The organism is Streptococcus parapneumoniae, assembly GCF_037076355.1.
Classification (GTDB): Bacteria; Bacillota; Bacilli; order Lactobacillales; family Streptococcaceae; genus Streptococcus; species Streptococcus parapneumoniae.
In genome coordinates this window covers 467,669-487,657 of the sequence record NZ_AP026968.1, presented here as the reverse complement: position 1 = coordinate 487,657, position 19,989 = coordinate 467,669, and the positions used below count along the sequence as shown (strand labels likewise).

Below are 19,989 nucleotides of genomic sequence, written 5' to 3'. Positions count from 1 at the left end.
AGCCCTGTTCCTCAAGATGAGGAGCAAGGCTTTTTGAGTTTCAATTATTCTTCTGTTCCAAGGAAGTTTTTCGCAACAAGGGCTGCAAGAACTCCACCAGCGATTGGTGCAAGGATGAAAATCCAAACTTGTTGAAGGGCTGCGCCGCCTACCAAGACAGCTGGTGCCAAGCTACGAGCTGGGTTTACTGAAAGTCCAGTAATCTTCAATCCGACAAGAATCATCGCCATCAATGACAAACCGATTACCAAACCAGCAATCGCGCCATTGCCCTTACTTTCTGAAGTCACAGTCATGATAACCAAGACAAACAAGAAAGTTGCGATGATTTCAAACAAGAAACCACCAAAGACAGTGACACCGTTTGCCAAGGCATTTTCACCAAGGCTAGCAGTTGACATACCTGAATTACCCAAGAGGAAGAAGACTGCGCCAGAAGCGATGAAAGCTCCAACAACCTGACCAAGGATGTAGTTTACAAGTTCTGAAGATGACAAACGTTTGTTAACAAACATAGCAATCGAAACAGCCGGGTTCAAGTGAGCACCTGAAACAGTTCCGATTGAGTAGGCTGCCACCACGATTGCCAAACCAAAGGCAAAGGCGATTCCAAGGTGACCAAGGCCATCAAGACCATTTCCAAAAACAACAGCCCCTGTCCCAACGAACACAAGCATGAACGTACCGATTAACTCAGCGACAAATTTTTTCATTCTCTTTCTCCTTTTTTCAAAAACTAGATACTAGTCTATCAAAAGAGGGAAAGGGTTTCAAGAAAATTGTTTGGAAATTTTCTTGAAAATCATAGAACTGTTATCTAAGTCCTAGTATTGAAAAGACTGGATAGCTTCTTTCAAGTCATCTTGTAAACTATTTCTCTGGTCAAGTTGGACATAGACTTCCAACAGACAGGATCTAAAGTTGGAAAATTTATAAAAATCTTCCCTTTCTTCTATCGGAAAGTCAACAGTTTTTATCCAAGAAGCTACTTGTTCTTGCGCTAACTTCCCTTTTAAAATCGGTTCATAAAGTACTCTGGCTAAACGCCAATCTTCATCATCTGTAAAACGAATGGGAATTCTTTTAAATAATTGACCAAGTATCTCAAATACTTCATGAATTCTGTTTTTAGGAAAGTCTGGATGACAAACCACCTCTGTCAGTAAATCGGCTCCATGTGCAAAAGCATGAACCCAACCATACTGACTTGAAAAACCCGTTGTATCCTTTTCTTTTGAAAGATAGTGCAAACCTTGATTTAAAAGGACATTACGAATTTCTGCTTTTAATCCCTGATAAAAAATCGATTGCTGGTTGGCATCTGCAGACAAGAGATTTGCATAAATAAGCGCCCTAAAAGAACGTTCAAGGGTTGACAAGCCTGCCTTATCAATCTCTTTATATAATCCTCCATCAGATAAAATTTCCTCAGCAATGAAATAAAATTGTTCGTGTGTAAATAGCTCTTCCTGAATCCCTCTAGCAAAGCTTGTAAAAACAAGGTCATCGCGAATTTCTGGAGAAGAATCTCCCAAATGATCAAGCAACCATTGGATTTCTTCCTCATGATAACTTGGTTTTTCTTCTGCTATTTTTCTAAGTAACTCTTGATACATGGTCAATACCTCTATATTTCTGGTAACTGTTCAAAAAGCTGTTCTTAGATGATTTAATATTGAACTCTCAATTAAATACAATCTGATAAAAAATGAAGTAAATAAGGATCAATACCAACTCTACCGCAAGCTCAAATTTAACATCACGACCTTCAACGGCGTTTTTGAAAATAGCTATAGATAAGACAAATAGAATGATGCTTAACAAGCCCATAAACATCATTCTAGAACAACCTTTCTATTCCACTATTCCCCCAACTCAGCACTGTAGGCGATAATCTGGTCAACTGTGTCAGACAAGAATTGGATGGTATCACGGAGTGGTTTGTCTGTTGAAATATCAGCACCGATAATCATGGCTGACTCAAGTGGTGTCTTGCTACCACCTGATTTGAGGAGATTGAGCCAGTCTTCAGCTCCAGTTTCTGAGTTTTTAAGATGAAGGTAACCAGCTGTCGAGATGACTAGTCCTGCTGAGTAAGTGTAGCTATACAAGCCCATGTAGTAGTGAGCTTGACGCATCCAAGTCAAAGCTGCATCATCGTCGATTTCAATGACATCTCCCCAGAAATCCGTCAAAACTTCCTTCATAATGCTGTTGAGCTTGCTTGCTCCGAAAGTTTCTCCTTCTTCAATCAATGTATACACTTTACGCTGGAAGGCTGCTTCCAAAAGGTGAGTGATAAAGTTATGGAAGTAGGTGTCTGTTAAGCGGTGAGCCAGAGCGAAGCGTTTTTGACGTGGGTCATTAGACTGGTTCTCCAAGTAATCACTGAGAAGCAATTCATTGAAGGTTGACGGTGCTTCAACATAATAGGTCGACATGTGGGCGTTGAAATAGCTTTGGTGGTTGTCAGAAAAGATAAATTGACCAGAATGCCCGATTTCATGAATCAAGGTATAGACATCACTCAAACGGCCTGTCCAGCTCATGAGGACATAAGGGTGCACGCGATATGGATCCGCCGCATAACCTCCGGAATCCTTGCCACTATTGGCAGCAAAGTCCACCCAGCGCTCTTCTTGATAGCGAGCAACTTCTTGACAATATTCTGGCCCCAAAGGTTCTACCGACTTCATGACCAAATCATAAGCGTCGTCAATGGTCACTTGAGGATTGAGGGCACTATCCAAATCCAATTTCCAGTCTGCAAAGGTCATCTTTTTAAGACCATTCACCTTGGCAACATGCTTGAGGTATCTCTGAGCAACCGGCGCAAAATCCTTCATGATGAGGTCAATCTGGCGGTCAAACATGGCACGGTCCACTTCCTGCTCAGCCAGAAGATAATCAAAGACTGAGTCGTAACCTTTCATATCTGCCAGTAGTTTTTCAGACTTGACTTGGGCTAGATAGGCTGCTGCAGCCGTATTTTGGTGCTTACGAAGACCTTCTGAGAAGGAACGGAAGGATTTCTCACGAACCTCAGCATCCTCATGATTTTGGTAGAAATTTTCATAGGTCACAAAGCTGTTTTTATAAGTCTTGCCATGAGCTTCAAAGTCAGCCATTTCAAAATCCCCAGCTCGCATCTTAGTGTAAATGTCCTGTGGACTGTAGAAAACTTCACCGAGATTGGTCAAGGCCTTCTCCACATCAGCCCCTAGATAGTGGGCTTTTTTGATTTTGGCCTGACGAATGGCCGCTGTCAAATGAGGTAATTCACCCAAACGGTCCAAGACTTCCTCATCAGCTTCCACCAAGGCATCGTCAAAGAAGGTCAGAGCTACGCTGGCGTCTGTTTCAAATTCCATCCCAGCTTGGGCAATATTGGCAAATTCGTCATTGCTATAGTCTGTCGTCTGAGGCATAAAACCATAGTTGCCAATATGGCTCATCTGAATGTAGATTTGCTCCAATTCCGCAAAGGCTTTTTCAAAATCCTCAAAAGTATGAAGATTACCCTTGTAATCACGGCTAAATTGATTGATGTCTTCTCGAGCCTTCTCGATTGCACGCAAGAAATCCTCACGGTCTTGATATAGGGCTGTTAAATCCCAAAGTTCCTTCTCTGGAAATTCTGAACGGTGTTTTTGTTCCATTTTCTTCCTCTTATTTCTCTAATTCTAATAAAACACTAAGGGCTGATAAAGCGTAAAGCGGTGCTGTTTCTGCTCGCAAAATGCGAGGACCAAGTCCTGCCAAGACTGCTCCCTCAGCTTCAAAACTCTCAATTTCCGCAGGTGACAGACCACCTTCTGGACCAAAGATAAAGAGCAGTTTGGCTCCTTTTTCAAGACCAGAGACCGCTTGTAAGAGCGCAGCGACTTCTCCTTCTTTTGCTGATTCTTCATAGGCTACTATGATAGAGTCAAACTGGTCAAACTGAGCTAGAAAATCTGCTTTCTTTTCAAAAAGCTGGATACTTGGGACACGATTTCGCTTGCTTTGTTCTGCTGCTCCAAGAACGATTTTTTCTAGTTTTTCAACCTTTTTACCCAATTTCTTGCCATCCCATTTGGCTACTGACCAGTCAGCAGGAAAGGCCCAGATTTGACTGGCACCTAGTTCTGTTACTTTCTGAGTGATAAACTCCAGCTTGTCTCCCTTGGGAAAACCAGATGCAATGGTCACTTGGACGGGCAGTTCCACATTGTCAGCCAATTCTTGGATCAACTCAAACTGACGGACTTCCACATCCAACACACGCGCCAAGCGCTTAATTCCATCATCAAAGACCAAAGTAACCTCGTCATCTTCTTTCAAGCGCATAACCTGAAACATATGCTTGCTGGTTTCCTTGTCATCGATGGTGACAGGAGAGATAGCACTGCCTTTGACAAAATACTGTTGCATGCTAGCCTCCAATCACACCGGAAATATCCTTGGTTTTCTTAAAGACACAGGCATTCCATTCCCCTTGGATCATATGAGTTTCAAGGAAAAATCCAGCTGACTCAGCCGACTCGCGCACCATGTCCCACTTGTCCTTAATAATTCCACTCATGATGAGGTAGCCTTCATCCTTGATCAAGCGGTAAGCATCATCCGTCATATGAATGAGGATATCCGCCAAGATATTAGCCACGATGACATCTGCCTCAATCTCAACACCCTTAAGCAAATCACCTGCAGCTACATGGATGTTTTCCATATCAGGGTTGAGCTCAATATTTTCCTGAGCAACACGAACTGCCACATCATCTAGGTCATAGGCGAAAATTTCCTTGGCACCAAGCAACGAGCTGGCAATAGAGAGAACCCCTGAACCAGTCCCCACATCTAGCACCGTTTCGCCACCACGAAGGACCTGCTCCAAGGCAAAGAGGCTCATCTTAGTGGTTGGATGGGTCCCCGTACCAAAAGCCATACCTGGATCCAGCTTGATAATCTTTTCTCCCGCAGTCGCCTCATAGTCTGTCCACGACGGCACGATAGTCAAATCATGGGTGATGCGAGCGGGTTCATAGTATTTCTTCCAGTTGTCTGCCCAGTCTTCCTCAGCCAAGGCAGTCGTCCCCATCTTAACTTCACCCAAATCCATAAAATCTGTCAATTCTGCTAGGCGAGCCTGCAAGTCCGCCTCAACCACTGTCACATCCACCGTGTCAGGGTAGTAGGCGGTCACAACGATTTCTTCCTGTTGCTCAACCTCTGGGAAAATCTCACCGAAGCGGTCAACATTTCCCACATAGTCCATGCTGTCTTCAATCGCAACGCCTTGCGCTCCCAGCTCAATCAAGAGATTGGAAACCAACTCCTCCCCCTCACGCTTCACTGTAACTTTTAACTCTTGCCATGTTTCCATCATTAAGATACCAAGCCCATAAAACACAAAGTCAAAATAGGAAATTCTCTGAAGACGCTTGTGTCTAAGAGAAGTTTATCTTTTTGGCACAGTGTTTAGGGCGGGTTCAGTTTAGAAATGTAACCGAACCATCCTTTCTAATCACTTACTTTTAAATAATCTTTTAATCTCTCTTGCAACTGAGGGACAACTTGACTGGAACTAAGAAATTCCTCGACATTCATTAACTGATAGCCCTGTCCTTCATCTCCAAATACAATCTGGTCAAACTGTTCTTGCGTTAACTTGCCGACTAGAAATACAGATTGTTTATCCGCAAAAAGCATACTTGGGTAAACCTTGCTCCAAAGCAGACAATCCTCAGTCAGATGAATTCCCAGTTCCTCAAAAACTTCACGCGCTACGCACTCAAAAGGACTTTCATCCCCCTCGCGTCCCCCACCGGGCAGTTCCCACATATTGGGCCAGGGAATGCTTGCCTTATCATCGCGTAAGATAGTCAAAAGCTTATCCCCACAAAACAAAGCAATCTTACAGCCTGTGAAATCAGAAATTTCTATGTCCATATTAGACTCCTTCAGTTAATTCCTTTTCCAGCTCGACTAACCAATTTTGATAATAACTTTTCTCATCCCGTAACATCCGACTGCTATTCATTTTCTGTCTAGCAATCTTCATAGCCTTGTGAGTTTGAACTACATCTTTCTTTACCTTAAATTGATACCAAGCTTGAATGACCTGCATTTCTGCTGTTTTTAGAGATAAAAAGGATTTGACCCCTCGAATACTTGCATATTCTTCCACTTTCTTATTATCTCCTTCTATCAGAGCAATTTGAAGAAGGTATAATTGAGAAATAGTTTTAGACATTGGATTATCTGTTTTCTCTAGCACAGACTGAAACTGTTGCTTTGCAAGTTCTATATTATCATCCAATATGAATACCAACCCCTGAAGAGTTTGAACACTTTCTGCAAAACTCCCTCTTACATCCTCATCAACAGATATGATAAAGTCTTTTAAATCATATTCTTGAGGAGCTAGCAAGGTCTGGGCAGAATGCCTCAACATCAGGTAGGCGTATTTCGTATTTTCAGGGTGTTGTAGCAATTCCCAAATTTTTGCGCCATCGGTGATGCCGACTGGCAAAATGTTATTTAGGAAGAAAGACAAATTAAGAAAAATCCAAGTTCCTGCAAAATACCAGCTTCTTGTCAAAAATCCAAACACTATCGCCAATAATATCAAGCTGAGATGAACCATCAAGCCTCCTGAAAGCATCAGGATGATTCTTTGATCGCTTTCATCCTCTTTTAAACCAATGTATTGAGCACCAACATTTTTCAGAATGGCTGTTCTACTAAGATGAAACCTGCCTGACTTTTTGGTCAAAATAAAATGTCCTAATCCAAAAGCCACCAGCCTATAGCCTGTCAAGTAGCCACAAAAAGCATGTCCCAGTTCATGAAGAATAAAGATTACATACATACTTAGAAGAGCGAAGGCATAACCAAAAGTAAAAACTAAAACTGCGGAATACCCCAACTCTGCAAATGCGATTGTTCCACAAGCAAAAGCCAGCATAATAAAGACAACAGCTAGCACATAAACCAAATAAATCCCAATTTTCTTCATAAAATCTCCAACCAACTCCTAGTATCTCGGATAAGGATAAAACTCTCCCTCTTCCAAGCCAACTTTTCCTTCTTCAAAGACTTCTTGGTTCCATTCCATGACGAATTCTTCTGCTTCCGGGTCTTCCAAAAAGTCCATAAGGGCATCTAGTCCAACCTCGGCAGTATCTTTAAGGAATAGCGCAAAATAAGCTAAAAATTCACGAGAAAATCCCTTTTTAGGCAGGTAAGGGATGACAGCCAAATAGTCTTCCTCATTGACTGTTGATTTGGCAGGATTGTAAAAAAGCACCGCTTCCTCAAAAAGAATGTCGTCTGATGAAACCTCTCCATCTTCATCCACCATCTCCACACCTGCAGCATTTTGCGCTTCCAATAGAAAACTCACTTCAACCGCGTGGTTACGCTTGTCCCAACTAATCTCAAAGTCAAAGGGAAAATTCTTCTCCAACTCTTCCTCTAAAACATCTAAAAATCCATATGTTGCCATTTTGTCCTCTTTCTATGCGACTCTTTAATCGCCCCGATTGCTCGGAAATATGCTAAAATAGATACTACCATCTTACCACATATACATCAGAAAATCCACGTTAGAAAGGACTGCTATGCCAGACAATCTCGCGCTTCGTATGCGCCCTAAAACCATCGACCAGGTCATCGGTCAGGAACATCTGGTCGGACAAGGAAAAATCATCCGCCGCATGGTGGAAGCCAACCGCCTGTCCTCCATGATTCTCTACGGCCCTCCGGGAATCGGCAAGACCAGTATTGCCTCTGCCATCGCAGGAACGACCAAGTATGCCTTTCGAACTTTCAATGCGACAGTTGATAGTAAAAAGCGACTGCAAGAAATTGCGGAAGAGGCTAAATTCTCTGGTGGTCTCGTCCTATTACTAGACGAGATTCATCGACTGGATAAGACCAAACAAGACTTCCTCTTGCCTCTTTTGGAAAGTGGTCTGGTCATCATGATTGGGGCTACGACTGAAAATCCTTTCTTTTCTGTCACTCCTGCCATTCGCAGTCGCGTTCAAATTTTTGAGTTGGAACCTCTGTCTAACCAAGACGTTAAAGAGGCCCTGCAGATCGCTCTATGTAACCCTGAACGTGGTTTTGATTTCCCAGTAGAACTAGATGAGGATGCGCTGGATTTCATCGCAACCTCTACAAACGGAGACCTTCGCTCTGCCTTTAACTCACTGGACTTGGCTGTTCTCTCTACCCCTGAGAATGACAAGGGCATCCGCCATATCACCCTAAACATCATGGAAAATAGCCTGCAGCGGAGTTATATTACTATGGACAAAGACGGAGATGGACACTATGATGTGCTCTCAGCCCTGCAAAAATCCATCCGTGGCTCCGATGTGGATGCCAGTCTCCACTATGCTGCCCGCTTGATTGAGGCTGGTGATTTGCCTAGTCTCGCTCGTCGCTTGACTGTTATCGCCTATGAAGATATCGGTTTGGCCAATCCTGAGGCCCAGATTCATACCGTGACTGCTCTGGATGCTGCACAAAGGATTGGTTTCCCAGAAGCCCGCATCCTCATTGCCAATGTCGTGATTGATTTGGCCCTTTCTCCAAAATCCAACTCAGCCTATGTAGCTATGGACAAGGCACTTGCTGACCTCAAAACATCAGGGCACTTGCCTATTCCGCGACACCTGCGTGATGGGCACTACAGCGGAAGCAAGGAACTGGGGAATGCCCAAGACTATCTCTATCCACACAGCTACCCTGGAAATTGGGTCAAGCAAGACTATCTGCCAAAAAAAATCCGCAATCATCACTATTTCCAAGCAGAAGATACTGGTAAATATGAACGGGCTTTGGCTCAAAGGAAGGAAGCTATCGACCGTTTGCGAAAAATCTGAAATCCTTTTCAAAAAATTGCACTTTCCTCTTGATTTTTTTTGAAAAAGTGGTATCATATAAACATAGAAACGCTGTGGTGTACGACTTCACACTTAAGTGTTGACCGACTATTTTTTGTATTATTAGGGAAACAAAAGTCTTCTAACAGCATGTAGGCCGTCTCACACGGAAACAGCTTCAGTTAGAGCGAGTTGCCCACCTGCTTAATTGCGCGGGTTCAATACAAACCGTGAAGTTTCGGCACCAATACAGCTTTTTTCTTTGCCTCCTTAGCTCAGCTGGCAGAGCAGCGGACTCTTAATCCGTGGGTCACAGGTTCGATCCCTGTAGGGGGCATCTAAATCAACAGGAAAAAGCCTTATAATGTAGGGCTTTTTTTGCTTTACGTTTAAAAATTGCCGTGCAGTTTGCCGTGTTTTTACAACAAACTTTTCACAGCCATAAATTCCTCACTAATTTTCTCCTCCAATGTATGACCATAAACTTCAACAAGCATAGAGATATCTTTGTGTCCTAAAATTTTCGCAATAACTCCCAAATCAATGTTATTATGCCATAGATAACTACCATAAGTGTGTCTAGCACCCTTGGTACTAATTATCGGAAAAATCTCCAGTTCCATTAACATTACCTTTATAGCCTTATTAACTGTTCCAATATCTGGAACATCGTAGGCATAGCCAAAATGCTGAAAAATCAAATTATTTTTATTGTCAATGTTTAGTTCTTTGTTTGTTTTTAGTTGTAACATTTTCAATGTTTTTAACAAGGAAAGCATATCTGAAGTAATGGGAACTAATCTTATTGAAGTATTGTTTTTTGGTGGAGTAAACTTATGAATAGCGGTATTGTAACGACGATAAGTTTTAACTTGCTCTCCAACTTCATCCACATCATCCCAAGTCAAAGCTATCAACTCAGAAAAACGCATGCCTGTTTTAAAAAGAAAATAAATCACATACGGTACAATAGATTTCTGATAATCAAACTTACTTTTCAAATACACTAAGACTTTTTGATAATCAGATTCAGTATGTAAATACTTTTCTTCAACCTTTTGTCCACTCTTAGTTGAAAACAAATCTACATAAGCAGTAAAATCTTCTATCACTACTTTATCAGCAATAGCCATCTGTATGCTTGCTCGAATACAAGAGTTTAATCTCCCCAAAAAATTCCTTGAGGCACTTTTCCCATATTCATTCATGATTTTTTGATACTCGCTGGGCTTAATTTGTGATACAGGTTTATCTCCAAATAGCCTTTCGATGACCTTTTTTCTCATGATGTATTTCTTTTTTGTGACCTCACTTCTACTACTAGGTAAAATTTTTAAATCAAGCCATTCTTGATAAAGTTCCGATAAAGTCATATTAGAACGCAAAATACTTCCTGTGTTTAACTTATGAAGCACCTTCTCAGCTTCTATTTTAGCTTCTCGTTTTGTTTTAAATCCGCTTTTATGGAGTAGGCTCTTGCTCCTCTCACGTATAGAGAACGACCAAAGCCTTTTCTTCCCACGCTGTTTATACTCGATATAAGCCATTTCACAAGTCCATTCCCAACAACTCTTTCACAACACTTTTGGGAACAACCATCAAACGTTTTCTATTATAAAATGTATACCCTCTGGAAACAAGTATATCTCTTGCCTGATGAATAATAGCATTAGCTGTTGATGGCCTATAACCCATTGAAATCAAATCCTTATTTGATATAGTATCTGCCATATGTCAGTCACTCCTTCCATCGGTTCCCCAAAGTTGGGAACTATTCTGTTCTCTTATATATTGTTCTATATCCTTTTCATCATTATCAGTTAGCCTTGAAAGTCCCTCTTTGAGTAAGCTTTGAATATAATGTTCCGCCTTTTGAACATCATAGGCCTGATACTTTGCAATATAGACTTTTGCTAATGTTTTCGCAACTTGTTTCTCTGTCCAAGCCTCAGACTGCCGTAGTGTCGTTTTAGCCCTTGTAATACTAAGAACTGTCTGGTTTTCAGTTCCTAGATAATCTATCCACCACTTGACTTTTTTTCTTCTCCAAAGATTGCTATCTGTCGCATTTGGACGAACAAAGCGATAATGACCATTGATAGCCTCAAAATAGATTGACGATAAGGGACGTTTTAAAAATAACTGCTCTGCAATTATATTAGCCTTTTCCTGCCAACATCTAAGCTCTGCGCGAATCCAAGACGGAACTTCTACAAGCTCTTGCTTACCAAGTTGCTCCATACGTTTATTGTATATGCACCACTGCTGATTACCTCGTGAACCTATTGCAACTGTTTCTCCTACACGCTCACCAGAATCTAGAACTGATTTCTCATGATATTCAAAGTGTTTTGCTTTCGAGATACATAATCCTTTCTTGCAATAGTCATATATTCGTTGAACATCTAAGCTACCGTCAAATATGTCGTGGGCAATATCTAGTCTAGTAAAGTTGGCATTATGATGATATAAACGACTTATCAAAGCAATCCAATTATTTTCGTTACTGTTTAAAAATTCTTCATATTGACGACAACCTTGCCCTTTTAATTCAATAAATACACCCATAGAAAGCCTATCAGCATTAAAATACACCTTAATTTCTGAACAAGAATAATGTTGCTTATACTTATTTATGCCCCAATCATTCAAGGTAAAGTTTTCAAGAGGAATCAAAAGGATGTCTGTCAGAACTCTTTCTGGCGAAACATCCTTAACAGTCACAGCAAAATAATCTATTCTAACTGTATTCATAGGATTATTCTCCTAGAACTTTAATATCCTCACACACAATTTTTACACCAGACCAATTATTCCTAGCCATGTTCCAAGCTAGTCGAACTTTAGGCCGAATCAATTCAACAGGAACATTCAACAAAGCATCATTTTGAGCAAGTTTTGCAATCTTATCTAGATTTCCGATAATTTCTAGGTTAATAGCTTTTAAGTCATCAGTAGAAATTCCCATTTCAGTTAGAACTTTCACTTTGTCAGCGTCAAGAACAGCAGAAGTAATTTTACTTACTTCATCTGTCTTCACGTTTTCGCCGTTGACTTCTTTGTATTTATTGTTCACCCTAACTGATAAAACCACTACTTTCTTAGGAATATCAAACTGTGACATTTCAAGGTCAAGCAATCCAATTTTAATGTTTGTATCTGTCATATTGTAAACCATATTTTTTCTCCTTTAATTCCGTATCATACATGAAAACACCTCTCATCCTTACTCTCCCAAGAGTTTGCGACCCCTTGGTGCAACTAGTAAGCCGTACCCCCTCACGTACCAAGGGTTTAGAGTACATTTCATGTATGTGTGCACCCCCTATTAGTACTGGGGATGTTTTTTCTGACCTCCTGCAAAGCAGTCGGTTGGCTCTTCCTCCCTAGCGAAAAAGAACGCTCCGCTCGATTCTGCCTCCGGCAATCGCCCTATTTCGCTAGCTCGAAAGACCTTCATTAGTTGGCAGTATGTTTCTAACTATCTGTAAAAACTCTTTCTTAGTTTTTAAATCAACAAATGGCACAATTGTTAGCACTGGCTCTACTGTATTAAGTCCATCAGCATAAAAGAGAGCCTCTCCTTTTCTATCTGAAACCGTAGGAACGTTTTCTAATTCGCACATGCTAAAAGCCATCTTCAATCGATCAGCACCTGGACCTCCAAGGTATAAAACTGCCGATATTTGATTTCTCAATTCTACTGGAATATTCTCAGCATTAGGGTCTTGTGTGGATAATACTAAGTGACAACCAGCCTGCCTTCCTTTACGGGCAATCAACCCTAAATTTTGTAGAATTTCATTCCAAAGTTCTTTCCCCTGTTTGCTAGAACCACAACTATCGCGGATGGAAGCAAGTTCATCAATAAATAGAAAGTTTGGTGTCATGCCTAAGTCATAAGCGTCAGAATTTAGTGTGCTGTTTCGCTCAATAATTTCAAAACGTTCATTCATAATCTCAAGAAATTCTCTTGATAATTTTGCTAACATTTGAGGTGAAGAGCCTGCTGTTATTTGCTCTCCTAATTCTTCTTGTAGTAGCTTACCAAGACCATATAAGTCAGCTGCCTTACCATCTACTATGCCTAAATAAGTATTATCAGCAGTCCCACAACCTTTAGCCAGTGCGTTAAATAAGTACCATTGCAGAGCTATTGTTTTGCCTGTTCCCGTTCTTCCATATATACCTAGGTTAGTGTTGGACTTTAGACTAAATTTCTGTGTATTTGACAGCTTGATAATTGGACTAGGAATGTCTTCAAAAAAATCTCTTGACAAAGTCTGAGTCTGACCATTGAATACGTACTGCTCAATTTGATTTACGTGACCTAACACATATATTATTTTGTCGATTTCTTCTTTTTTAGAAATTAAGGACAACCCCAAAGTGGGGCATAGATATTCCTCTAAATTTTTCAAGGTTTTCAGATAACGGTTCCCAAATAATGGGGCACAAATAATAACTTTGTCATCCTCAGAAACGTCAAAATATAGAACTGCTGTATCTACTACGTCATTATCTAGCTCATCATACAAATTTAAACTAATTAACATAAAAAACAATGCTTCTCTGATATTGAGCTTGTTTCTTAAATTTGCTATAAAATTAGAACGAAAGAACCTCTCTACTAAAAAAAGAAGACTTATAAAAAACATGGAAAAGACTAGACGTGCAATAAATGGAATTATAGCAACCCACGAAGATATTAAGAGTAAAAAGACAAAAATTTGAATAAACAATCTTAGAATTGTAATATTTCGGGGACGAATCAAGTAAGGGTATTTACTCTTCACACGAATTGTTTGATTCAACATTCTCATTTCTATTTCCTCTTTTAATTATGGCTGGTAGTATGGCTAACAATTGAACTACAAAGACTGTCAGAGCTACGACCAAACCAAATTTAACAGATAAAAACGGGTTATAAGATGTAAACTCTAATTTAGCTCCGAATCCTGCAAAGAAGCTCATAATAATTAGCAGTATAAGACAGCTCGTTCTCCAGAAATATTCATTAACTTTCATTTTTATATTTTTCCTTTCAATTTTCAAAAGCAAAGGAAGGGATTAACCTTCCTTATATTAGACATAACTTTTAGGATAACAATTGTATATTCCTCTCGAAATATCCCCAAAAATTGTAGCCCCTGTCAAATAGTGATTTCTTGTGGAAGCATATGCAATTTTTTTAATCACATCTAGTCTTGCTACTTTTAGCTCGAGATTAGGATTGGAAAGCATAGCATTTTTAATATCTTCCAAATCTTGAGAACTAGGTGCGAGTAGAATTACATCACCTTCCAATCTATTAGCCTTGCTAATATAAAGAGTGATTTTTTCAGCGGTCTCTGTTCGCAGAAACTTTAGTACATCTCTATTCATGTTAATTACCTCTTATTTTCTAATTATTGATTTTTTCTAAAAACAAAATCAATTCAACGGTGAATCTCTAGCCTTCATTTCAAATTCCTCCTTAAAATATGATTTATAACACGGTTAAGTTTTGACTACTCATAGTGGTAAAAATTATAATAGATGGAATAAACATCTATTATAGATAAATGTCGGTGCCTTCCTTCTCTAATTTGTAAGCCTTCAAGACTAGTCGAATTACGAATGAACGATAGACGGTTCTTTTCATATCTAATATGTAGTTAAAATGGTCTCTAATGTAAGACATTGTACTTATTGTACTATTAGATAAATTAAGTGTTGTGGGATTAACTGAAGTATAATCTGCCAAAATTTCATTAAACTTAGGTGCACTTTGAACAGATTTCCAATCTACTTTTTGAAAATTAGAACTAAAATGTTTAAAAATTTCATCAACGATTACTCCTGATGTTTTGTCTTCACCTTTTTTTAAATATTCTAATTTTAATTCTTCTAAAACAACGCGAGCTTCTTTAGATAATCTCATTTGAATCCTCATTATAGAGCCTCCTTTCTGATAATTTTGCAAGTTGAAAAAGCTTGATTTTTTGTTCAATCTTGACTACTCATTAAGTCTACCATAATTTTTTTAAAAGGTCAAGGAAGAAAGTTGATTTTTTTAAATTTAATTAGTTTCGCATTAATTTTAAAATTACAAACTACCTAATTGTATGCCGTGAATTTGTCGTGAATTATAACGTCCATAAACTCATATACCTACTTTTAGAATAAGAAAAGCCTTAAAAATAAATAATCACTTAATACTATGTATCATAATACACTTGTAGGGGGCATCTACATACAACAGGAAAAGCCTTGGAATAAGGCTTTTTTGCTTAAATAAAATTTTTTTCAAATTCTTTAGAAAACTAGCTTAAATCATAATCCAACACCAATTTTACAAATACCATAAACTAAGCTTATATACCCAAAATCATGACCACCCGTCAAACGGGTGGTTTGTCCCAGGGCTATAAGCCCAAATTACCAGCCAGCGCCTAAAGACGCTGGCTTTCACTTTGTTCAAGCCTTATTGCTCTTGACTCGTCACTTGCCTCTCAAAGAGACTTTAGTATTACTTACCACTATCCCTAAAGGGATCCTCATATTCTTTTACACTTAATTTATCTAGTGCTATATCATGCTTTACTCGTTCTCAAATTTTCATACTCGTGAAGAAATCATCCACTGGATAATTTCTTTAATCTTGAATATATTTCTTAATTGTGGCTTCATTGAGTCCCACCGTACTTACATAATAACCTTCCGCCCAGAAATGCCGATTCCCAAACTTGTATTTGAGATTGGCGTGTTTGTCAAACATCATGAGTGCACTTTTGCCTTTTAAATACCCCATGAAACTTGAAACACTTATCCTTGGTGGAATACTGACTAACATATGTACATGGTCTGGCATTAAGTGACCCTCGATAATTTCAACTCCTTTATAACTACACAAGCGATGAAATATTTCTCCTAAACTACTTCGATATTGATTATAGATAACTTTTCGTCTATACTTAGGGGTGAACACAATGTGATACTTACAATGCCACTTTGTGTGCGATAAACTATGAGCCTTTTGTGCCATATTTTTCTCCTTTCGCTTTACAATTGGCTTGAGCACCTTTATTGTATCGCGTTTGGAGTTTTTTGGGTATAACCTTCGACGCGCACCCGCATAGCGGGTGGTTTTTTTGTCTCGCACCTAGCGGAGCGAGACGGACTGAAAGTCACATAACACAAAAAGTCCTCTTTCCACTGTTTTAGAAAGAGAACTTTTTCTTTAGGAGAAATAACTTAATTTTTAATCGATTCATGATAGCTTAGCTGGCACTGTTAAGTAATAAGTTGCCGTCAAGCTTGCTTCACCTTGATTGACAAAAATCTCGATGGAATTTTTATCTAAAATAACATCCAATTCTTTAGCTTCAATATCTACATACCGTCGACTAGTGTCCTGCTCTTCTTCACCTAGAATTTTTTGAACAAGATGGCTACGATCAATGTAAACTTGCTGCGCATTACTGTCATAACCAAATTCAAGATAATCTGTATCATTTCCTAAGTGGAAATGACAATCTTTATCTATTTGGATTTGATATTGGCCTTTTTTAACAGGGAATTGTCTTAGTTTGCCATCTTCCAATCTTAGAATTCTAGGTAAAGTCATGACACCAGCCCATTTGTGTTCTTGGTCATGGGTTGGAAGGGTACGCCCCCATGTCTGCATCCAAGCAATCAGGATACGATGATTTTGATCGTCCAACAATGTTTGAGGCGCATAGAAGTCTTGGCCATGATCAATTTCTTGAACTGATTCTGGGATAAAACGTTTTTCTCCCCAATCTACCTTACCCGTGAACAAAACCGATGAGTTGATGTTATGATATGAGTCTCCCTCACGCTGATAACGCATGGGTGACATAATAAGGCAATCCTTCCCATCTAACTCAAAGTAATCCGGGCATTCCCACATGAAGCCTTGGTGTTCTATCCCTTTTAAAAAGATGGATTCGAACTGCCATTCTACTAGGTTATCGGACCCTAGTAGAACGATACAGCCCACGTTATCCTTGTGTTTAGCAGCTACTACGGAGTAATAGCGTCCATCTTTTTCAAAGAGTTTTGGATCACGGAAATCAGCAGCAATTAACTCATCTGGCAAATCTGCTCCAGTTGCAACTGGATTTTGTTCAATCTTTTCAAAGTGAATCCCGTCATCTGAAAATGCTATATTTTGTACTTGACGAACACCGGTTTCTTCTTCGATGTGACCAGTATACATGAGCCAGAGGCGATCGTCTTTGACGATAGCTGATCCTGAGAAGCAACCATTGCGGTCGTAGTCTTGGTCAGGAGCAAGTGCCACTGGCAAGTGCTCCCAAGTCACCAAGTCCTTACTTTTAGCATGACCCCAGTGCATAGGCCCCCAAACACTATCATAAGGATAGAATTGATAAAAGAGATGGTATTCTCCACGAAAATAGACAAATCCATTTGGATCATTGATCCAACCAATCTCAGCTGAAAAATGTTCTTCAGGCTTATATTGAGTATTTACAAGATGTTTATTTTCTGCTATAAAACGATTGGCTTTTTCTACTGTGTATTTCTTATCTCCCATAATCAACCTCTAGTTTTTGTTTGCTTGGTATTGGTCGTAGTATTTTTGTTTAATAGCGAGGTAATCAGAAAGTCCGTATTTTTCAAGTTCTTTCTTGTAATCATCCCACTCAGTATCAATATTGCCATTTACAATCCATTCAGCACGTTTACGGTAGATATAGTCATTCATATCTGCCTCGATATGGGCAATCTTGTCCAAATCTTCCTGTGTCATAAAGACTCTTGGATAGTTATTGTCATTGCTCATGTAAGGAACATAATATTCTTTGATAAGATCTAAACGCCATTTGGCATCATCTGGCATGGTTGTCACTTTACCATAGTATGAATCTAGAATAGCTAGTGGTCCTCCTACTTCAGTCTTTTGACGAAGTTCTGCTGGTGCAGTTCCGTTTAGTGGTAAGTGTTTTAGACTATTTGACGCTTGATCCAATTCAAAGATGTTTTGTTGTTTGTCATCTCCATAAGTTCCCCAGTTATTTTGCACAGATTGGAGTGGAGCGTATTGTGCATCAATCCATTTAGCTGTCAATTCTAGGTTTTTGTTTACACTGGTAATAACCATCTTGTCACGTGCAAATCCCATACCGTTTGTACGAGCTACGTGTTTTTGACCACTTGGTCCAGCAAGTACTGGTAAAACATCATAACTTTCGTTACTTCCAGTAACATTATTCTTATCCCATGTAAAGTAAACACCAAATTTCTGATCATGACCTTTAGCAATGTAACTATTCCAATCATGTTCGAAAGCTTCTTTATCAATCAAGCCTTTTTCTTGCAATTGACGGATAAATTTGACACCTTCTTTATAGTTATCGTTATCTGCTGTGAAGTCAACTTTGCCATCATTTCCTACTACTAAATGATCATCGTTATCCCCTATACCAAATGCACCAAATAGGAATTTAAAATCTTCGTTTCCGTTACCACTAATAAATGTAAATGGAATTTCATCAGCCTCTCCATTTCCATTTGGATCCCCGTTTTTGAAAGCTTCTAGGACTTTAATCAGATCATCAGTAGTTTTTGGCATTTCAAGACCAAGTTTCTTAAGCCAATCTTTGTTAATCCAAGCCATATCGTTGACGCTGTGAATAGACTCTTTACCATCTCCAAGCTCTTCAATCCATGGGAATGAGTAAATGTGCCCATCAGGTGCTGTCATCAAGGCCTTGTACTCTGGTTTCTCATCCAAAATTTTCTTAAGATTTGGCATGTATTTATCAATCAAATCTTCAACTGGAATAATAACACCTTTTTTAGCCCAGTTCATCAAGTCCACATCTGAAGCTCCGTCGTTGTGGATAGCATCTGGTAAATCACCACTAGAAATATCCAAGTTACGTTTTTCTGCAAAGTCGGATTGGTAGTTGGTCCAGTCAATATGAACGCCAGTTTCCTTCTCCAAACGTTGCAAAATTAACTTTTCATTTGGGTCTTTAGGAGATAACGGTGAACTGGCTGTCATAAACTTCAATGTTTTCTTTTCTTGAAGCGGGAATGTTACACCTTCCAACTTATAATCTGGACTTGAAGCTGTATTTTTTGAGCCACAGGCTGCAAGTACTGCTAAACTAGCTGTCAACAAAACTGCTGATTTTGAGAATGTTTTGAATTTCATGAGAAATCTCCTTTTATTTTTTCTTTTTTATCCTTTAAGTGAACCAGCCATAATTCCTTTATCAAAGTATTTTTGGAAGAATGGATACATAACAATCAATGGCAAGCTGGAAATGACAATAGTTGCGTATTTAATCAATTCAGCTAAACGTTTCATTTCATTCATAGCCGCTTGTGCTCCAATCATGTCTTGACCTGGTTGGCTCTGAATGAGAATTTTACGAAGTACAAGTTGCAATGGTTCCAAGTTTGGATCCTTGATATAAATCATTGCATCAAAGTATGAGTTCCACTGTCCTACAAAAGCATAGAGGAAGAGAACAAACATAATTGGTTTTGCAAGAGGAAGCATGATTTTGAAGAAAATCTGTAAATCATTTGCACCATCAATGACAGCAGCTTCAACTAACTCTTCAGGCAATCCTTGGAAATAGGCCCTAGCAAGAATAATATTCCAAACATTGACAGCACCGGGAACGATGATAGCCCATGGAGTATTAAGCATGCCCAAATCTTTTACTAGTAAGTAAGTTGGAACTAAACCACCACCAAAGAACATGGTTACAATCAAGAAATAATTAATCCAACGACGTCCAACCAAGTCTTTCTTAGAAAGAGGATAAGCTGTAAACACAGATAGCAAGACTGTTAAAGCCGCAAAGCCAAAAGAGTATAGTAGAGAATTGATAAAACCTCTTAGAATAGATTGGTCACTGAATACACGCTGGTAACCTTCTACCGTCCAATCGGCTGGATTAAAGCTAATCCCTCTACTAACCAGAACCTTAGGATCCATAAAGGATGCTACGACGATATAAAGTAAAGGAAGCAAAGTCATCAAAACGATAAAGACAATAATGATTTTATTTAAGAGTAAGATACGTCTATCAAATTTTGTATCCATAATCGAATTTTTCATACTTTC

At 39.3% G+C, this 19,989-nt stretch carries 19 protein-coding genes, 1 tRNA gene and 1 pseudogene; 2 read left to right on the top strand and 19 right to left on the bottom strand.

Annotation, left to right across the window (positions count from 1 at the left end):
* Positions 1 to 44: 44 nt before the first annotated feature.
* The 8 genes from SP4011_RS02660 to SP4011_RS02625 all read right to left on the bottom strand — a co-directional run bounded on the left by SP4011_RS02660 (position 45) and on the right by SP4011_RS02625 (position 7,489).
* Complete coding sequence (locus SP4011_RS02660; RefSeq protein ID WP_173233180.1) at positions 45 to 713, bottom strand: MIP/aquaporin family protein; 669 nt, start codon at positions 711 to 713, stop codon at positions 45 to 47.
* Between the two features lie 111 nt (positions 714 to 824).
* The gene (locus tag SP4011_RS02655; protein WP_338619757.1) at positions 825 to 1,616 is read right to left on the bottom strand and encodes a DUF2785 domain-containing protein; all 792 of its coding nucleotides are present in this window, start codon (positions 1,614 to 1,616) and stop codon (positions 825 to 827) included.
* Positions 1,617 to 1,862: 246 nt separating this feature from the next.
* The gene (gene pepF / locus SP4011_RS02650; protein WP_338619756.1) at positions 1,863 to 3,659 is read right to left on the bottom strand and encodes an oligoendopeptidase F; all 1,797 of its coding nucleotides are present in this window, start codon (positions 3,657 to 3,659) and stop codon (positions 1,863 to 1,865) included.
* Positions 3,660 to 3,669: 10 nt separating this feature from the next.
* Positions 3,670 to 4,413: a 16S rRNA (uracil(1498)-N(3))-methyltransferase gene (locus SP4011_RS02645; protein ID WP_261060909.1), complete on the bottom strand. Its 744-nt coding sequence runs from the start codon at positions 4,411 to 4,413 to the stop codon at positions 3,670 to 3,672.
* Position 4,414: 1 nt separating this feature from the next.
* Positions 4,415 to 5,365, bottom strand: a complete 951-nt coding sequence (gene prmA / locus SP4011_RS02640) for a 50S ribosomal protein L11 methyltransferase (protein WP_338620390.1) — start codon at positions 5,363 to 5,365, stop codon at positions 4,415 to 4,417.
* A 137-nt stretch (positions 5,366 to 5,502) separates the two neighbouring features.
* Positions 5,503 to 5,931 carry an NUDIX hydrolase gene (locus SP4011_RS02635; protein ID WP_338619755.1) on the bottom strand — a complete coding sequence of 143 codons (429 nt, stop codon included), beginning with the start codon at positions 5,929 to 5,931 and terminating at the stop codon, positions 5,503 to 5,505.
* Between the two features lies 1 nt (position 5,932).
* Positions 5,933 to 7,000, bottom strand: a complete 1,068-nt coding sequence (locus SP4011_RS02630) for a M50 family metallopeptidase (RefSeq protein WP_338619754.1) — start codon at positions 6,998 to 7,000, stop codon at positions 5,933 to 5,935.
* Positions 7,001 to 7,018: 18 nt separating this feature from the next.
* Positions 7,019 to 7,489: a DUF3013 family protein gene (locus SP4011_RS02625; protein WP_023946093.1), complete on the bottom strand. Its 471-nt coding sequence runs from the start codon at positions 7,487 to 7,489 to the stop codon at positions 7,019 to 7,021.
* Between the two features lie 115 nt (positions 7,490 to 7,604).
* Here SP4011_RS02625 and SP4011_RS02620 point away from each other — a divergent pair, with 115 nt between their 5' ends.
* On the top strand, positions 7,605 to 8,876 hold the full coding sequence (locus SP4011_RS02620; protein ID WP_338619753.1) for a replication-associated recombination protein A: 1,272 nt from the start codon (positions 7,605 to 7,607) through the stop codon (positions 8,874 to 8,876).
* Positions 8,877 to 9,140: 264 nt separating this feature from the next.
* A tRNA-Lys gene (locus SP4011_RS02615) sits at positions 9,141 to 9,213 on the top strand.
* 82 nt (positions 9,214 to 9,295) lie between these two features.
* Here SP4011_RS02615 and SP4011_RS02610 read toward each other — a convergent pair.
* The 11 genes and pseudogenes from SP4011_RS02610 to SP4011_RS02560 all read right to left on the bottom strand — a co-directional run bounded on the left by SP4011_RS02610 (position 9,296) and on the right by SP4011_RS02560 (position 19,983).
* Entirely contained in the window at positions 9,296 to 10,423 is a 1,128-nt protein-coding gene (locus SP4011_RS02610; protein WP_338619752.1) for a tyrosine-type recombinase/integrase, read from the bottom strand.
* Position 10,424: 1 nt separating this feature from the next.
* Complete coding sequence (locus SP4011_RS02605; RefSeq protein WP_023943834.1) at positions 10,425 to 10,607, bottom strand: DUF3173 domain-containing protein; 183 nt, start codon at positions 10,605 to 10,607, stop codon at positions 10,425 to 10,427.
* Positions 10,608 to 10,610: 3 nt separating this feature from the next.
* On the bottom strand, positions 10,611 to 11,630 hold the full coding sequence (locus SP4011_RS02600) for a replication initiation factor domain-containing protein (protein WP_338619748.1): 1,020 nt from the start codon (positions 11,628 to 11,630) through the stop codon (positions 10,611 to 10,613).
* A 4-nt stretch (positions 11,631 to 11,634) separates the two neighbouring features.
* Positions 11,635 to 12,054, bottom strand: coding sequence for a hypothetical protein (locus tag SP4011_RS02595; protein ID WP_338619746.1), 420 nt, complete (start codon positions 12,052 to 12,054; stop codon positions 11,635 to 11,637).
* 262 nt (positions 12,055 to 12,316) lie between these two features.
* Positions 12,317 to 13,699, bottom strand: coding sequence for a cell division protein FtsK (locus SP4011_RS02590; protein ID WP_338619744.1), 1,383 nt, complete (start codon positions 13,697 to 13,699; stop codon positions 12,317 to 12,319).
* A 262-nt stretch (positions 13,700 to 13,961) separates the two neighbouring features.
* Positions 13,962 to 14,261: a hypothetical protein gene (locus SP4011_RS02585; protein ID WP_050237719.1), complete on the bottom strand. Its 300-nt coding sequence runs from the start codon at positions 14,259 to 14,261 to the stop codon at positions 13,962 to 13,964.
* Between the two features lie 169 nt (positions 14,262 to 14,430).
* Positions 14,431 to 14,799: a hypothetical protein gene (locus SP4011_RS02580; protein WP_050237730.1), complete on the bottom strand. Its 369-nt coding sequence runs from the start codon at positions 14,797 to 14,799 to the stop codon at positions 14,431 to 14,433.
* A 717-nt stretch (positions 14,800 to 15,516) separates the two neighbouring features.
* Positions 15,517 to 15,903 (bottom strand): annotated as a pseudogene (gene tnpA / locus SP4011_RS02575) (IS200/IS605 family transposase); the annotation flags it as partial.
* Between the two features lie 225 nt (positions 15,904 to 16,128).
* The gene (locus tag SP4011_RS02570) at positions 16,129 to 17,439 is read right to left on the bottom strand and encodes a glycoside hydrolase family 32 protein (protein WP_338619741.1); all 1,311 of its coding nucleotides are present in this window, start codon (positions 17,437 to 17,439) and stop codon (positions 16,129 to 16,131) included.
* A gap of 9 nt (positions 17,440 to 17,448) precedes the next feature.
* The gene (locus SP4011_RS02565) at positions 17,449 to 19,065 is read right to left on the bottom strand and encodes an ABC transporter substrate-binding protein (protein WP_338619740.1); all 1,617 of its coding nucleotides are present in this window, start codon (positions 19,063 to 19,065) and stop codon (positions 17,449 to 17,451) included.
* A 27-nt stretch (positions 19,066 to 19,092) separates the two neighbouring features.
* Entirely contained in the window at positions 19,093 to 19,983 is an 891-nt protein-coding gene (locus SP4011_RS02560; protein WP_050306002.1) for a carbohydrate ABC transporter permease, read from the bottom strand.
* Between the last annotated feature and the right edge of the window lie 6 nt (positions 19,984 to 19,989).

Bases quoted from the DNA above. Each gene is read 5' to 3' on its own strand.
- SP4011_RS02580 (WP_050237730.1), bottom strand. From the start codon at position 14,799: ATGAGATTATCTAAAGAAGCTCGCGTTGTTTTAGAAGAATTAAAATTA.
- SP4011_RS02565 (WP_338619740.1), bottom strand. From the start codon at position 19,065: ATGAAATTCAAAACATTCTCAAAATCAGCAGTTTTGTTGACAGCTAGT.
- SP4011_RS02635 (WP_338619755.1), bottom strand. From the start codon at position 5,931: ATGGACATAGAAATTTCTGATTTCACAGGCTGTAAGATTGCTTTGTTT.
- prmA (WP_338620390.1), bottom strand. From the start codon at position 5,365: ATGGAAACATGGCAAGAGTTAAAAGTTACAGTGAAGCGTGAGGGGGAG.
- SP4011_RS02590 (WP_338619744.1), bottom strand. From the start codon at position 13,699: ATGAGAATGTTGAATCAAACAATTCGTGTGAAGAGTAAATACCCTTAC.
- SP4011_RS02610 (WP_338619752.1), bottom strand. From the start codon at position 10,423: ATGGCTTATATCGAGTATAAACAGCGTGGGAAGAAAAGGCTTTGGTCG.
- SP4011_RS02620 (WP_338619753.1), top strand. From the start codon at position 7,605: ATGCCAGACAATCTCGCGCTTCGTATGCGCCCTAAAACCATCGACCAG.
- SP4011_RS02655 (WP_338619757.1), bottom strand. From the start codon at position 1,616: ATGTATCAAGAGTTACTTAGAAAAATAGCAGAAGAAAAACCAAGTTAT.
- SP4011_RS02660 (WP_173233180.1), bottom strand. From the start codon at position 713: ATGAAAAAATTTGTCGCTGAGTTAATCGGTACGTTCATGCTTGTGTTC.
- SP4011_RS02570 (WP_338619741.1), bottom strand. From the start codon at position 17,439: ATGGGAGATAAGAAATACACAGTAGAAAAAGCCAATCGTTTTATAGCA.
- SP4011_RS02600 (WP_338619748.1), bottom strand. From the start codon at position 11,630: ATGAATACAGTTAGAATAGATTATTTTGCTGTGACTGTTAAGGATGTT.
- SP4011_RS02585 (WP_050237719.1), bottom strand. From the start codon at position 14,261: ATGAATAGAGATGTACTAAAGTTTCTGCGAACAGAGACCGCTGAAAAA.
- SP4011_RS02630 (WP_338619754.1), bottom strand. From the start codon at position 7,000: ATGAAGAAAATTGGGATTTATTTGGTTTATGTGCTAGCTGTTGTCTTT.
- SP4011_RS02645 (WP_261060909.1), bottom strand. From the start codon at position 4,413: ATGCAACAGTATTTTGTCAAAGGCAGTGCTATCTCTCCTGTCACCATC.
- SP4011_RS02625 (WP_023946093.1), bottom strand. From the start codon at position 7,489: ATGGCAACATATGGATTTTTAGATGTTTTAGAGGAAGAGTTGGAGAAG.
- pepF (WP_338619756.1), bottom strand. From the start codon at position 3,659: ATGGAACAAAAACACCGTTCAGAATTTCCAGAGAAGGAACTTTGGGAT.
- SP4011_RS02595 (WP_338619746.1), bottom strand. From the start codon at position 12,054: ATGGTTTACAATATGACAGATACAAACATTAAAATTGGATTGCTTGAC.
- SP4011_RS02605 (WP_023943834.1), bottom strand. From the start codon at position 10,607: ATGGCAGATACTATATCAAATAAGGATTTGATTTCAATGGGTTATAGG.
- SP4011_RS02560 (WP_050306002.1), bottom strand. From the start codon at position 19,983: ATGAAAAATTCGATTATGGATACAAAATTTGATAGACGTATCTTACTC.